The organism is Streptomyces daghestanicus (assembly GCF_020521275.1).
Lineage (GTDB): Bacteria > Actinomycetota > Actinomycetes > Streptomycetales > Streptomycetaceae > Streptomyces > Streptomyces griseoviridis.
In genome coordinates this window covers 1,249,075-1,262,534 of record NZ_BNDX01000002.1, presented here as the reverse complement: position 1 = coordinate 1,262,534, position 13,460 = coordinate 1,249,075, and the positions used below count along the sequence as shown (strand labels likewise).

Sequence of the window (13,460 nt, the reverse complement as noted above, 5' to 3'; positions counted from 1 at the left end):
CTCAGCCGGCGGCCGGCGGCTCGAACACGGCCGGCTCGAACCAGGCCGGCGCCTCGGCCAGCGCCTGCTTGATCCGGAGCCGGCCGAACTCCCCGACGTCCGGCAGCGCGTCCACCGCGAACCAGCCGACGTCCAGTGACTCGTCGTCGTTCACCCTCGCCTCGCCGCCGAGCGCCCGGCAGCGGAAGGTGATGTCCATGTACTGGCAGACGTCTCCGTTCTCGTACGTCACCGGGGTCAGCGCCTGGACCAGCACCACCCGCTCGACGGCGCACCGCACGGCGGTCTCCTCCCACACCTCGCGCACGGCACACGCGGCGGGCTGCTCCCCCGGCTCCGGGATGCCGCCGATCAGCGACCAGCGGCGCGTGTCGGACCTGCGGTTCAGCAGGACCCGGCCCTCGTCGTCGAAGACCAGGGCGGTGACACCGGGCAGCCACAGCAACTGGTGACCGGCGGATGCGCGGAGGGTGCGGATGAAGTCGGGAGTAGCCATGCGTCCGACCCTAACCGGACGCCGGCCGCCCGCCCGGCGCGTCGGCGGGGCGTGCGACAGGCGTACCGCTACACGCCACCGGCGCGCCGCCCGCGCACACCGGCGGCCACCGCCCAGCCCAGTCCCCCCGCCGCGACCAGCACCAGGAGGATCTCCGGCAGGACCCCCATCCGGGTGGCGGGGGTCTCGGAGGAGCGCAGCGGCACCTCCTGCACCAGGGAGCCGGCGACGAACATGCCGGTGCGCTGGGTGATCCTGCCGTCCGGGAGGATGATCGCGCTGACGCCGCTGGTCACGGGCACGGTGACGGTCCGGCTGTGCTCGACGGCGCGGACGCGGGACATGGCGAGCTGCTGGTAGGTCATCTCGCTGCGGTCGAAGGTCGCGTTGTTGCTGGGGACGGAGATCAGCTGGGCGCCGTCGGTGACCTCGGAGCGCACCGCCCAGTCGAAGGCGGCCTCGTAGCAGGTGACGAGTCCGACGCGGGCGCCGGCCATGGTGAAGACGCCGGGTTCGGTGCCGCGGCTGAAGTCCTGGCTGACCATCGACGTCCAGTCGCCGTTGATCGCCCCGATCAGGGAGCGCAGCGGCAGGTACTCGCCGAACGGCTGGATCTGCCGTTTGTCGTAGGTGTCGACGGGGCCCTTGTCGGGGTCCCAGAGGATCTGCTCGTTGTACAGCCTGCCGTCGCGCTTGACGACGCCGCCGACGGAGACGGGCGCCTTGACGGCCTTGGCGGCGGCGTCGATGACGGCGTAGGCGTCGGGGTTGGCGAAGGGGTCGATGTCGGAGGAGTTCTCGGGCCACAGCACGATGTCGGGGCGGGCCACCTCGCCCGCGTCGACCCGGGCGGCCAGGCGTTCGGTCTCCCGCGCGTGGTGGTCGAGCACCGCGCGGCGCTGGGCGTTGAAGTCGAGCCCCGCGCGGGGCACGTTCCCCTGGACGACGGCGACGGTGACGGTGCCGTCCTCCGCGTCGGCGCTGACCAGCGGCCGGGCTGCCAGGGCGCCCGCGACGGGGAGGAGCACGCCCAGCAGGGCGGCGACGGCCGCGCCGCGGGGCACCGCGCGGGTGCGGCGGACGGTCGGCGCCAGCCGGACCGCCTCGGACAGGCCGAAGCCGCACAGGACGACCGCGAAGCCGAGCACCGGGGTGCCGCCCACCGCGGCGAGCGGCAGGAAGACGCCGTCCGCCTGCCCGAAGGCGACCTTGCCCCAGGGGAAGCCCTCGAAGGGCACGCGCGCGCGTGCCGCCTCCCCGGCGGTCCACAGCGCCGCCGCCCACAGCGGCCAGGCGGGCAGTCGCGTGACGGCGGCGACGCCCGCGCCGACCAGCGCGACGAAGAGCGCCTCGATCGCGGCGAGCGCCAGCCACGGTCCCGGTCCGACCTCCACGCCGGTCCACACCAGCAGCGGCAGCAGGAAGCCGAGGCCGAAGAGGTAGCCGAGGCCGAGCCCCGCCTTCCAGCCGCGTCCGCGCAGCACCGCGCCGAGGACGGCGAAGGCCGGCAGGGCCAGCCACCAGAGGGTGCGCGGCGGGAAGCTGACGTAGAGCAGGACGCCGGCCAGGGCGGCCGCGGCGGCGGGGAGGAGGCGGCGGCCGAGGCGCGCGGCGCGCGAGGCGGGCGCGGTCCGCGGGTCCGGCCGGTCCGGCCCGGCGACGGATGGTGCGGTGACGGTCACCCGGGGAGTCTACGTGGGCGGCCCGGGAGCGGACGGCGGGGCACCGGGGCGGTGGCCGGGTCAGTGCGCGGTACCGGGCGCCTTCGGCCGGAGCCGGTCCTTGATGACGCGTACGGCCGACTCCGCGTCGTCCACGGTGACGGTGAAGGTGTGGCCGTCCCACAGGCGCAGGACCAGGCCCTCACCTCGCCGGACGACGACGGCGGTGCCCTTCTCCGGCCGCCACCGGTAGCCCCAGCCGCCCCAGTGGCGCGGGCACACGACCGGGGCGAACTCGGCGCCGGCCACGTGCGACAGGGGGATGCGGCGGCGCGGGAGGCCGATGTGGCCGCAGCGGACCTCCAGGCACTCCCCGTCGACCCTCAGGGCGACGTGCACGAAGGCCAGGGTGCCGAAGAGGACGAGGAGCCCGGCGGCGATGCAGCCGACGACGGCCATGGCCAGCGCGGCGATGCCGGATTCCCAGGCCGAGTCGACGGCCAGCTGGACGCCGAGCGCGAGACAGGCGGCGCCGATCAGCGCCAGCAGCCACTGGACCCGGTTGGTGGCGCGGCCGGTCCAGACATCGGGACGGGGCGCGTGCCCGCCGTGGGGGTGGTCCCTCATGGCAAAGAGGTTACTCAGGATCGGCCCGGTGTGTACCGGGCCGCGGAGGGTCACTGGGCCGACCGGGCGTCCGGCGACCGGGTCAGCGGGCGGGGGTGGCGGTCCGCAGCAGCCGGCCCTCGGCGTAGGCCAGCGCGGCGGCGGGCAGCGCCCCCTCGCGTCCGCTGAGCAGCACGGTGAGGGTGCCGTCGGGGGTGGCGTCGGGGGCAGGAGCGGCGCCGACGCGGCGCAGTGCCTGGGCGGCGACGGCGCCGGCCGAGCCGTGCAGGACGAGCGGGGGGCGGCCGGGCCGCTGCACGGCGGCCCGGATGCGCTCGCCGACCAGCTCGTAGTGGGTGCAGCCGAGGACGACGGTGGTGACCTCGGGCGGGGTGAGCGCCGCGGCGGCGGCGACGGCGGCGTCGATCGCGGTCTCGTCGGCGTGCTCGACGGCCTCGGCGAGCCCGTGGCAGGGGACCTCGGTGACCGGCACCCCGTCGGCGTAGTCCCGGATCAGGCCGCGCTGGTAGGCGCTGCCGGTGGTGGCGGGGGTCGCCCAGATCGCCAGCGGGCCGCCGCCGGCCGCGGCCGGCTTGATCGCCGGGACGGTGCCGACGACGGGCAGCCCGGGTTCGTGGCGGGCGCGCAGGGCGGGCAGCGCGTGCACGGTGGCGGTGTTGCAGCCGACGATCAGGGCGTCGGGGCGGTGGGCGGCGGCGGCCTCGGCGACGTCGAGCGCGCGGCCGGTCAGGTCCTCGGGGGTGCGCGGGCCCCAGGGCATGCCGTCGGGGTCCAGGGAGAGGATGAGATCGGCGTCGGGTCGCAGGCGCCGTACCGCTGCGGTGGCCGCCAGCAGACCGATTCCGGAGTCCATGAGCGCGATCTTCACCCGGCCACGATAGACGATGGGAGGCGGCGGACCGCCGGGGTGGGTAAGACTGCGCACGTGAACGCGCTCGTGTGGATCTCCGCCGTCTCACTCGCCGCCTGGCTGTGGCTGCTGCTCGGCCAGGGCTTCTTCTGGCGCACCGACGTCAGGCTCCCGCCCCGCCGCGACCCCGGGCCCGGCGCCTGGCCGCCGGTGTGTGTGGTCGTGCCGGCCCGCGACGAGGCGGCGGTGCTGCCCGCCAGCCTGCCGTCGCTGCTGGCGCAGGACTATCCCGGGCGGGCGGAGGTCTTCCTGGTCGACGACGGCAGTACCGACGGCACCGGGCGCCTGGCGCGCGAGCTGTCCCTGGGGGTGGGCGGGCTGCCGCTCACCGTGTCCTCGCCCGGCGAGCCGCCGCCGGGCTGGACGGGCAAGCTCTGGGCGGTGCGGCACGGCATCGAGCTGGCCCGCGCGCGGGAGCCGGAGTACCTGCTGCTGACGGACGCCGACATCGCGCACGCCCCGGACAGCCTGCGGGAACTGGTGGCGGCGGCCCGGACCGGCGGTTTCGACGCCGTGTCGCTGATGGCGCGGCTGCGGGTGGCGAGCCTCTGGGAGCGGCTCGTCGTACCGGCGTTCGTGTACTTCTTCGCGCAGCTGTACCCGTTCCGCCGGATCGGGCGGCGCGGGTCGCGGACGGCCGCGGCGGCGGGCGGCTGTGTGCTGCTGCGCGCGGAGACCACCGGGCGGGCGCGGATCCCGGAGGCGATCCGGCAGGCCGTGATCGACGACGTGGCGCTGGCCCGGACGGTGAAGGGCGGCGGCGGGCACATCTGGCTGGGGCTGGCCGACCGGGTGGACAGCGTGCGGCCGTATCCGCGCCTGGGCGACCTGTGGCGGATGGTGGCGCGCAGCGCGTACGCGCAGTTGCGGCACAGCCCGCTGGTGCTGCTCGGCACGGTCGCGGGGCTGGCGCTGGTGTACCTGGTCCCGCCGGTGGCACTGATCGCGGGGGCGGTGGCCGGGAGCGTGGGGTGCGCCGTCCTCGGCGGGCTGGCGTGGCTGGTGATGGCGGGCACGTACCTGCCGATGCTGCGCTACTACCGGCAGCCGCCGTGGCTCGCGCCGCTGCTGCCGTTCACCGCGGGGCTGTACCTGCTGATGACGGTGGACTCCGCGGTACGGCACCACCGGGGGCGGGGCGCGGCCTGGAAGGGACGGACGTACGCGCGTCCCGAGGCGGTGCCCGAGGAGGGCTGAGCGCACGCGCGGGTGCGGCTCATTTGCGGCCCGGGGTCCAGTCCATGCCCCAGCCGTAGGCGCGGTCGACGGTGCGCTGGGGGCTGACGCCGGGCTCGGGGACGAGGTAGCGGGCCTCGCGCCGGACCACGAGGTCGTCGCCGTCGGCGGTGAGCAGGGCGAGCGCGCAGACCGTGGAGGGGACGGTGCACTCGTCGAGCGAGAAGTCGATCGCGGCGCCGTGCTGCGGCTGGAGGGTGACGGTGGCGTGCAGGTCGGCGAAGGAGCGCGCGCCCTCGTAGACGGTGACGAAGACGAGGATGCGGCGGAACTGCCGCTTGTGGTCGAGGTTGACGGTGAGGTTCTCGCCGTTCGCCAGGGCGCCGGTGCGGTCGTCGCCGTCGAGGTGGATGAACGGGGGCCGGTCCAGGGCGCCGAAGGCGTGGCCGAGGGCCTGGACGACGCCCTTGCTGCCGTCGCTCAGCTCGTACAGGGCGCACAGGTCGAGGTCGGGGCCGCCCTGCGGGGCGAGGGCCCGGCCGAGCTTGCGGGTCCAGCCACCGCCCGTGGAGCGGGTGCGGTCCTGCCAGTTGAGGTTGACGCGGAGGGTGCCGGAGGTGCCGCCCTGCTTGGTCAGCGAGACGGCGGGGGCGGCCTTGGTGAGTGTGACCTTCGTCAGGCGGACCGGCGGCGCCGGCGGTGTGACGGGCGCGGGCACGGCCGCCGGGGCCGGGGTGTTCTGCCTCGGTTCGTCGACCGTGATGCCGTAGTCGGTGGCGAGGCCCGCGAGGCCGGTGTCGTAGCCCTGGCCGACGGCGCGGAACTTCCAGGCGCCCTGGCGGCGGTAGAACTCGCCCAGCACGAAGGCCGTTTCGACCGTCGCCCCCGGGTTGTCGAAGCGGGCCGCCACCGTGTCGCGGGCCGCGTCGCGGACCTCGACGTACAGCCCGGGGACCCGGCCGAAGGCGCCGCCGTCGGCGGAGGCGGCCAGGAGGACGGTCTCGACCGCGGGCTCCACGCGCGCGAGGTCGACGAGGAGGCTGTCGGTCACCCGGCCGTCGTCGTCCCGCTTGCCCTCGTGGCGGACCGCGCCGGAGGCGTGCGCGGGCTGGTTGTAGAAGACGAAGTCCGCGTCGGAGCGGACCTTCCCGTTCACCAGGAGCAGCGCCGAGGCGTCCACGTCGGGCACGCCCGGACCGGACCGCCAGCCCATTTCGACGCGCAGCGCCCCGGTGGGCACCGCCGTGTTCGACCCTTTGGTCATGGGCATGTCCAGCCCCCTTTTTCCGGCCCGTGCCGGACCCGTGCCGGGCCCGTTCCGTATGTGCGTCCATTCTGCCGCGCGTGGCGCGATTCCGCCGTCGCCCCTCCGGCGAACTGCCGTACGGGGCACGGGAACCCGGGCCGCGGCCAGCCGGTGACACGGTCGCAAGTCAGCCTTTATCAGAAGATCGCGTTCCGCGCATGCCCTTTTTCGTCAAGTTCGCTCGCATTGGGGACACCAGGACACGGCGGACACGGAAAACAACCCTCTTATCGGTCTCCCCAACCAGCACATCGTGGGCTTAACTTAGGTGCCATGACCTCCCCCCGCTCCACCTATGGCGGCGGCTACTACTCCGCCTCCTTCCCGGACACCCCGATCTACGACTCGCTCGTCGCCGAACGGGGCACGCCGCAGATCGCCCCGATCCGGGTCCCCGCCGCCTACGACGCCCCGGGCGGCCATCTGCCCGCCCTTCCGTCGGCCCTGCCCGCCCTGCCGGCGGCACCCTCGCAGCCCGCCTACGGATACCCGCAGCAGGCGCCCCAGCCCGCGCCCCTCCAGCAGGCCCCGGCCGCGTACATCCCGCAGCAGATGACCGCGCCGCGCGGCTACCCCGCCCCCCACCAGCAGCCCCAGCAGCCCCGCCCCGCGGCCCCCGTGCCGAGCGGGTACGAGGCGATGCGCCCCGCGGCGCCCCGGCCCGCGCAGGCCCCGGCCCCGTACCAGGACCCGTACAACAACCAGCAGTACCGCGGGTACTGAGCGGGGCGCGGACCCCCCGCCACCGGTGCCTGCTGGCACGATGAGGGCATGGGGAACGCACGACTGCGGTCGATCCACGTACATCCGGTCAAGGCGCTCCGGGGTCTCGCGCCCCGGGAGGCCGAGGTGGAGCCCTGGGGGCTGGCCGGAGACCGCCGCTGGATGCTGGTCGACGACGGGGGAAAGGTCGTCACGCAACGCCAGCGACCGCGCCTCGCGCTGGCCGCCGCCGAGCTGCTGCCCGGCGGCGGTGTCCGGCTGTCCGCGCCCGGCGCGGACCCGCTGACGGTGCCGGTCCCGGACCCCGGGGAGACGGTCACGGTGGAGCTGTTCCGTGACAAGGTCCAGGTGACACCGGCGGCGGAGGCCGCGCACGCGTGGTGCGGCGCGTACCTGGGAGCGCCCGCCCGGCTGGTCCACCTGGACGACCCCGCGACCCGCCGGCCCGTCGACCCGGCGTACGCGCGGCCGGGCGAGACGGTGTCCTTCGCCGACGGCTACCCGCTGCTGCTGACCGCCACGGCCTCCCTGGAGGCCCTCAACTCCCTGATCGCGCGCGGGGAGCACGCCGCCGAGGGGCCGCTGCCGATGAACCGGTTCCGGCCCAACGTGGTCGTCGACGGCACCGGCGCGTGGGAGGAGGACGGCTGGTCGCGGATGACGATCGGCGAGGTCGCCTTCCGGGTCGCCAAGCCCAGCGGCCGGTGCGTGGTGACCACCACCGACCAGGACAGCGCCGTCCGCGGCCGGGAGCCGCTGCACACCCTCGGACGCCATCGCCGTCACGGCGGCAAGCTGCTCTTCGGGCAGAACCTGGTGCCGCTGTCCCGCGGCACGATCCGCGCCGGCGACCCGGTCACCGTCGACGGCTGACGCCCCGGGTGTGATCCACCTCCCGCGTCCCGGCGGGAACCCCCCGGCGGGAGCTGGGCGTTGTCCCGGACGAGAAGTTCGTGAGAGGTCCGCCGGGGTGATCTCGCTCTCTCTTCGCCGGTACCGCTCACGAACTGCCCGGTGCGGGGTTATGACGGAGCGGGAAGGGGGTGCGGACCGTGCGGGTGATCACGGGACTCTGGCGCTGGCGGCGCAATCCGCTGCGCCGCGCGACCGACCTGGCCGAGGTCTGGGTGGCGCTGGCCGCCCTGGTGCTGATGGTGTGTGTCGCGCCCGTGGTGGGCGTCCTGGTGGGCACGGCCGCCGACGACGCCCTGCGGCGGTCGGCGCGCGACCAGCGGGCGGCCCGGCACCAGGTGACGGCCACCGTCGTCCGCGAGCTGGACCGCTCCCCGCTCGACGTCGACCCGGAGACCGCCGTCGCGGGCGACCTGCGCAGCCGCGTCCTCGCCGAGTGGGCCGCCCCGGACGGCTCCCGGCGGCACGGACCCGTCCTGGCCGGCGTCGACACCCCGCACCCCGGTGACCGGTTCCGGATCTGGACCGACGAGCACGGCCGGACGGCGGCCCGCCCGCTCGACGCCGCCACCGCGGCGACCCACGCCGTCCTCGCCGGGACCGGCGCCGCCCTGGCGACCGCCGCCCTGGCCGAAGGAGCGCGGCGGCTGGTCGTCTGGCGCATGGTCCGCCGCCGGTACGCCCGCCTGGACCAAGCCTGGGACCGGGTCGGTCCGGACTGGGGCCGGACCGGCACCGGCAGCTGACCGGCTTCCGCCTCCGGTCAACCCACCCCTCGCGCGCACGCTACGGTGGACCGGCCGAACCCGGTTCGGCATCGACCCGCACGTGAGAACCGCCCGGGCACGCCCCGGCGGCCGACGAGCCATCAGTACGACGAGGTGGGGGCAGAGCAGCACCATGGCACAGGGCACGGTCCAGGTGACGCACACCGGCACGTCGCGGTGGCGGCGCCGTACGGGCGAGTACGCATCACTCGCCGCCGCCCTGGAGGCCGCGGCCGACGGTGACGTGCTCACCATCGCCCCCGGCACCTACCGGGAGAACCTCGTGGTCGAGCGGGCGGTGACCCTGCGCGGTCCCGACGGCTCGCAGGGCTCGGTGCGGATCGCGCCCGCGGACGGGGTGCCGCTCACCCTGCGCGCCTCGGCCGTGGTGCAGGACCTGCACGTGGAGGGCCAGGACGCGGCGGCCCCCGCCGTACTGATCGAGGAGGGCACCCCGGAGCTGCTCGACGTCCGGGTCGTCACCCGGTCCGCCGCCGGGCTGGAGGTGCGCGGCGGCGCCCGGCCCACGGTGCGGCGGTGCACCGTCGACAACCCGGCGGGCATCGGGATCGCCGTGGTCGACGGCGGGGGCGGGGTGTTCGAGGAGTGCGAGATCGTCGCGGCCGGCCAGGAGGGCGTCGCGGTGCGCTCGGGGGCCCGGCCCCGGCTGGAGCGCTGCCGGGTGCACCACGCCGCGGGCTCGGGGCTGACGGCGACCGGTGAGCACTCCTCGCTGGAGGCCGTGGGGTGCGAGATCTACGAAGTGCGGGGCAGCGGCGTCCAGATCACCGGACGCGCCACCGCCCACCTCACCGACTGCGACGTGCACCGCACCACCGCCGACGGCATCACGCTGGACACCGACGCGGTGCTCACCCTCGCCGACTGCCGCATCCACGACATCCCCGAGAACGCGGTGGACCTGCGGTCCCGTTCGGTCCTGACGCTGACCCGCACCACCGTCCGCACGTTCGGCCGCAACGGCCTGTCGGTGTGGGACCCGGGCACCCGCGTCGACGCCAACCAGTGCGAGATCTTCGACAGCACCGGCGACTATCCGGCCGTCTGGGTCAGCGACGGCGCGACCGCCGTGCTCGACTCCTGCCGGGTGCACGACGTGCCGGACGCCCTGTTCGTCCTCGACCGGGGCTCGCGCGCCGACGTCGTCGACAGCGACCTGTCGCAGGTGCGCAACACGGCCGTGTCGGTGAGTGACGGCGCCACCGCGCAGCTCGACGACTGCCGCATCCGGGAGGCCGCGACCGGTGCCTGGTTCCGCGACCACGGCAGCGGCGGCACGCTGAACAACTGCGCCATCGACGCCACCCGCACCGGCGTGATCGTCACCAAGGGCGCCGACCCCGTCATCGAGCGCTGTGTCATCGACTCCCCCGGCGAGGCGGGCGCGTACGTGTCGGCTGGGGGCCGGGGCAGCTTCCTGAACTGCCGGGTGACCGGCAGCGGCGGCTACGGCTTCCATGTGATCGACGGCTGCCGCACCACGCTGCGCAAGTGCCGCACCGAGCGCTGCGCGCGCGGCGGGTACGAGTTCGCGGACGCCGGGCCGGACGCCGGTCCGGACACGGGTCCGGTGGTCGAGGACTGCACCAGCGACGAGAGCGCGGGCCTCCGGCCGGCCCCGGGGACACGGGAGCCGGCCGTGCAGACGGCCCCCCGGTCGCCCGGGCTGCTGGGCTCCATCCCCGGCCAGCGCCGCACCGAACAGGAGCCCCTCGTCACGGCCGTGGAGCCCGGACGGCCGGTCCGTGACGCGCAGGACGTCCTCGGTGAACTGGACGCGCTGGTCGGCCTGGACAGCGTCAAGCGCGAGGTGCGCGCTCTGATCGACATGATCGAGGTGGGCCGGCGCCGGCAGCAGGCGGGCCTGAAGGCGGCATCGGTCAAACGCCATCTGGTCTTCACCGGCTCCCCCGGCACCGGCAAGACGACGGTGGCCCGCCTGTACGGCGAGATCCTGGCCTCCCTCGGGGTGCTGGAGAAGGGGCACCTGGTCGAGGTCTCCCGGGTGGACCTGGTCGGTGAGCACATCGGCTCGACGGCGATCCGCACCCAGGAGGCGTTCGAGAAGGCGCGCGGCGGGGTGCTGTTCATCGACGAGGCGTACGCCCTCTCCCCCGAGGACGCGGGCCGCGACTTCGGCAAGGAGGCCATCGACACCCTCGTGAAACTCATGGAGGACCACCGCGACGCGGTCGTGGTGATCGTCGCGGGCTACACGGCAGAGATGGAGCGGTTCCTGTCCGTCAACCCCGGGGTGGCGTCGCGGTTCTCACGGACCATCACCTTCGGCGACTACGGGCCCGAGGAGCTGCTGCGGATCGTGGAGCAGCAGGCCGACGAGCACGAGTACCGGCTGGCGCCGGGCGCGGCCGAGGGCCTGCTGAAGTACTTCACGGCCCTCCCCAAGGGCCCGGCGTTCGGCAACGGCCGTACCGCCCGGCAGACCTTCGAGGCGATGGTGGAGCGGCACGCCGGCCGGGTCGCGCAGGTCGCGGACCCCAGCACGGACGACCTGACCCTGCTCTACGCCGAGGACCTGCCCGCGCAGCCGTGAGCCCCGCCGTCGGCGCCGGGCACGGTGCCCGGCCCGTCCTCGTCGGGCCGGGGCGCGGGGACGTCCGGGCGGAGCCGGCCCAGCAGCCGCCGGCGTTCCTCGGCGAACGCCGGGTCGGCCTGGTAGTCGCCGTGTCCGAGGATCGGCGCGGGCAGCGGGTGCTCGGTGGTGCGGCCGTAGGAGAGGGGGTCCTTGAGGGCCTCGCGGTCGACCTCGGGACCGCAGTCGCCGGGCAGCCGGACGGGGCCGCCGATCGGGTCGGTGAGCCGGTACAGGTTCCGCCAGCAGTCGATCTCCCGGTGCAGGGAGGCGAGCGAGGCCGGTCCGAAGTGGGCGGGGAACCAGCGGCCGTAGAGCCGCTCCAGCGGTGAGCCGTACGTCAGGAGGGCGACCCGGCCGCGCGCGGACGGCTCAAGCTGCCAGGCCGCCGCGGCGGCGAGCACGCTGCCCTGGGAGTGCCCGGACAGCACCAGCCGGCCGCCGGTGGCCCGGGTCCAGGTCGCCATCCGCCAGGTCAGGTCGGGCACCGCGCGCTCGGCGTAGCAGGGCGGGGCGAAGGGGTGGGCGGCGCGCGGCCAGAAGGTGCCGACGTCCCAGAGGATGCCGATGGTGCGCCGGGCGGAGGCGTCCTTGTAGGCACGCCGGCCCCAGGTGACGAACAGTATGAAGCCGACGCCGATCAGCCAGGAGCCGACGGCCTGCCCGGTCCGCGCGGCGCCCTGCAGCACGGCGTAGGTGCCCTCGGCGGCCTCGGCGGGGGTGCGGTCGGTGACGAGGGCGCCGGCGAGGGCGCCCATGCCCAGCAGGAACGTCGTGGTGGCGACGACGGTGACCAGCAGGGGCACCCGGTCGGTGAGGCCGGCCATGGCGCGGGCGGTGGCGATCCGGCGGGTGCGCCCGGCGTCCGCGGCCTCGTCGGGGTGGTCGCCGGTCACGGCGGCGCGTTCGGCACGGGCCCGGGCCCAGGTGCGCCGGGCCAGCAGGGCGCACACCGCGAGGACGACCAGGAGCAGCGGCGGGATCACGGACGCCTGCCAGGTCAGCAGGACCGGCGGGCCGGCGAGGGAGGTGCCGGTGCCGTCCAGCCAGTCCGACACCCGCTGGGCCACTCCCCCGGACATGACCCCGCCCAGGGCGCAGGCCAGCATCGCGACGGCGGGCCCGCCCAGGCCCCGCATCGCGGCGCGCGGGTCGGGGGCGGCGCGGTACAGCAGATGGGCGACGACGGCGAGGGCGACGACGAGCAGCCCCTGGGTGGCGGCGAGGCCGCCGAACACCGCGTCGCCCGGCAGCCGGCCGGCGGACGCCCACCCCGGCCGGGCCCAGCCGGCGTAGACCGCGGCGAGCAGCAGCAGGGCGAGCGCGGCGAGCGGCAGCCGCCGTACCAGGTGAACGTCGAGGGTGCGGTCCAGGAACCGTTCGCCGCGGCCCCGGCGGCAGACCACGCCCACCACGACGACGGCACCGGTGACCAGCCCGGCCTGGAGCAGCCAGCCGGCGAGGTCGAGTACGGCGGGGCCGCCGGCGCGGCGGTCGAAGCGGGCGGCGGGGACGGCGAGGCCGGCGGCGACGGTGAGCAGCCCGGCGGCGGTGTGCGCGGCGCGCAGCCGGGCGACGAGGCGGCGGCCGTACCAGAAGCCGGGCCGGCCCAGGGCGGAGCGCCCCGCGCCCTGCTCGGGGCCGTCGACGCGCTCCATCGGCTGCTGGGACTCGTATGCCCGCCAGGTGCGCAGGGAGAGGTACCAGAGCAGGCCGGTGAGGGCGGCGGGCACCAGGGCGGCGACGGTGAGCCGGCGGCCGGGCGCGCTCCACCAGCCGGACTCGGCCGGGGAGAGGAAGCCCAGCCAGGAGTGGCCGCCGGCGCACGCCGCGGTGCCCGCGCACTGCCACGCGGCGAGGTCGAGGGCGACCTCCGCGGCGGCGCCGACCAGCAGGACCGTCAGGGTCAGCCCGGCCAGCCGGACCAGCAGCCCGTACAGCCGGACCGTGCGGATGCGGCCGGTGACGGCGGGGCGCATCCAGTGGGCGAGGTTGACCACCATGAACGGCAGGAGCAGCAGCCAGAGGGCGCGGGTGGCGTCGCCGGAGGTGAGGTTGCACCAGACGTACGCCTCCGGGACCGGCTTGTCCCGGTAGTCCGCGGGGCGGGTCTCGGCGTCGGCGTCCTCGGTGCGCCGGAAGACGGCGGCGACGTCGTCGCCGGTGACCCGGACCGTGCGCGGGTCGTCGAGCATCTCCTGCGGGGAGCTGCCGCCCACGCCGTGCACGAGGAGTTCCAGGGCGGTTCCGCTGCCCTGCCCGCCGCCC

The 13,460-nt window shown here is 75.7% G+C and carries 11 protein-coding genes; 5 read left to right on the top strand and 6 right to left on the bottom strand.

The window, feature by feature from the left end; genetic code table 11:
- Position 1 precedes the first annotated feature (1 nt).
- From Sdagh_RS05515 to Sdagh_RS05500, 4 genes are all read right to left on the bottom strand, one after another.
- A complete protein-coding gene (locus Sdagh_RS05515; protein WP_190078560.1) occupies positions 2-496 on the bottom strand; it encodes an NUDIX hydrolase in 495 nt (164 codons plus the stop codon).
- Positions 497-564: 68 nt separating this feature from the next.
- On the bottom strand, positions 565-2,178 hold the full coding sequence (gene lnt / locus Sdagh_RS05510) for an apolipoprotein N-acyltransferase (RefSeq protein WP_189424957.1): 1,614 nt from the start codon (positions 2,176-2,178) through the stop codon (positions 565-567).
- A gap of 60 nt (positions 2,179-2,238) precedes the next feature.
- Entirely contained in the window at positions 2,239-2,784 is a 546-nt protein-coding gene (locus tag Sdagh_RS05505) for a hypothetical protein (protein WP_189424959.1), read from the bottom strand.
- Between the two features lie 82 nt (positions 2,785-2,866).
- A complete protein-coding gene (locus Sdagh_RS05500; protein ID WP_190078559.1) occupies positions 2,867-3,652 on the bottom strand; it encodes a glutamate racemase in 786 nt (261 codons plus the stop codon).
- A 39-nt stretch (positions 3,653-3,691) separates the two neighbouring features.
- On the opposite strand from Sdagh_RS05500, the gene Sdagh_RS05495 reads away from it, so the two are divergent.
- Positions 3,692-4,891 (top strand): glycosyltransferase, encoded by a 1,200-nt coding sequence (locus tag Sdagh_RS05495; RefSeq protein ID WP_190078558.1) that lies wholly within the window; start codon positions 3,692-3,694, stop codon positions 4,889-4,891.
- Positions 4,892-4,910: 19 nt separating this feature from the next.
- Here Sdagh_RS05495 and Sdagh_RS05490 read toward each other — a convergent pair whose 3' ends face one another.
- Positions 4,911-6,134: a TerD family protein gene (locus tag Sdagh_RS05490; RefSeq protein WP_189424997.1), complete on the bottom strand. Its 1,224-nt coding sequence runs from the start codon at positions 6,132-6,134 to the stop codon at positions 4,911-4,913.
- 315 nt (positions 6,135-6,449) lie between these two features.
- Between Sdagh_RS05490 and Sdagh_RS05485 the strand changes: the two genes are divergently transcribed.
- From Sdagh_RS05485 to Sdagh_RS05470, 4 genes are all read left to right on the top strand, one after another.
- Positions 6,450-6,899, top strand: coding sequence for a DUF6643 family protein (locus tag Sdagh_RS05485; protein WP_189424965.1), 450 nt, complete (start codon positions 6,450-6,452; stop codon positions 6,897-6,899).
- Positions 6,900-6,947: 48 nt separating this feature from the next.
- Complete coding sequence (locus tag Sdagh_RS05480; protein ID WP_189424967.1) at positions 6,948-7,772, top strand: MOSC domain-containing protein; 825 nt, start codon at positions 6,948-6,950, stop codon at positions 7,770-7,772.
- A gap of 179 nt (positions 7,773-7,951) precedes the next feature.
- The gene (locus Sdagh_RS05475) at positions 7,952-8,557 is read left to right on the top strand and encodes an Rv1733c family protein (protein WP_189424969.1); all 606 of its coding nucleotides are present in this window, start codon (positions 7,952-7,954) and stop codon (positions 8,555-8,557) included.
- A 154-nt stretch (positions 8,558-8,711) separates the two neighbouring features.
- A complete protein-coding gene (locus Sdagh_RS05470) occupies positions 8,712-11,153 on the top strand; it encodes a right-handed parallel beta-helix repeat-containing protein (protein ID WP_189424972.1) in 2,442 nt (813 codons plus the stop codon).
- Here the strand turns inward: Sdagh_RS05470 and Sdagh_RS05465 are convergent.
- Positions 11,123-13,420 carry a hypothetical protein gene (locus tag Sdagh_RS05465; protein ID WP_372478412.1) on the bottom strand — a complete coding sequence of 766 codons (2,298 nt, stop codon included), beginning with the start codon at positions 13,418-13,420 and terminating at the stop codon, positions 11,123-11,125. The genes Sdagh_RS05470 and Sdagh_RS05465 overlap by 31 nt on opposite strands.
- Positions 13,421-13,460 lie beyond the last annotated feature (40 nt).

What these genes read in the sequence shown, in the direction of transcription:
- Sdagh_RS05515 (WP_190078560.1), bottom strand. Translation starts at nt 496, where the DNA reads ATGGCTACTCCCGACTTCATCCGCACCCTCCGCGCATCCGCCGGTCAC.
- Sdagh_RS05505 (WP_189424959.1), bottom strand. Translation starts at nt 2,784, where the DNA reads ATGAGGGACCACCCCCACGGCGGGCACGCGCCCCGTCCCGATGTCTGG.
- Sdagh_RS05490 (WP_189424997.1), bottom strand. Translation starts at nt 6,134, where the DNA reads ATGACCAAAGGGTCGAACACGGCGGTGCCCACCGGGGCGCTGCGCGTC.
- Sdagh_RS05485 (WP_189424965.1), top strand. Translation starts at nt 6,450, where the DNA reads ATGACCTCCCCCCGCTCCACCTATGGCGGCGGCTACTACTCCGCCTCC.
- Sdagh_RS05480 (WP_189424967.1), top strand. Translation starts at nt 6,948, where the DNA reads ATGGGGAACGCACGACTGCGGTCGATCCACGTACATCCGGTCAAGGCG.
- Sdagh_RS05470 (WP_189424972.1), top strand. Translation starts at nt 8,712, where the DNA reads ATGGCACAGGGCACGGTCCAGGTGACGCACACCGGCACGTCGCGGTGG.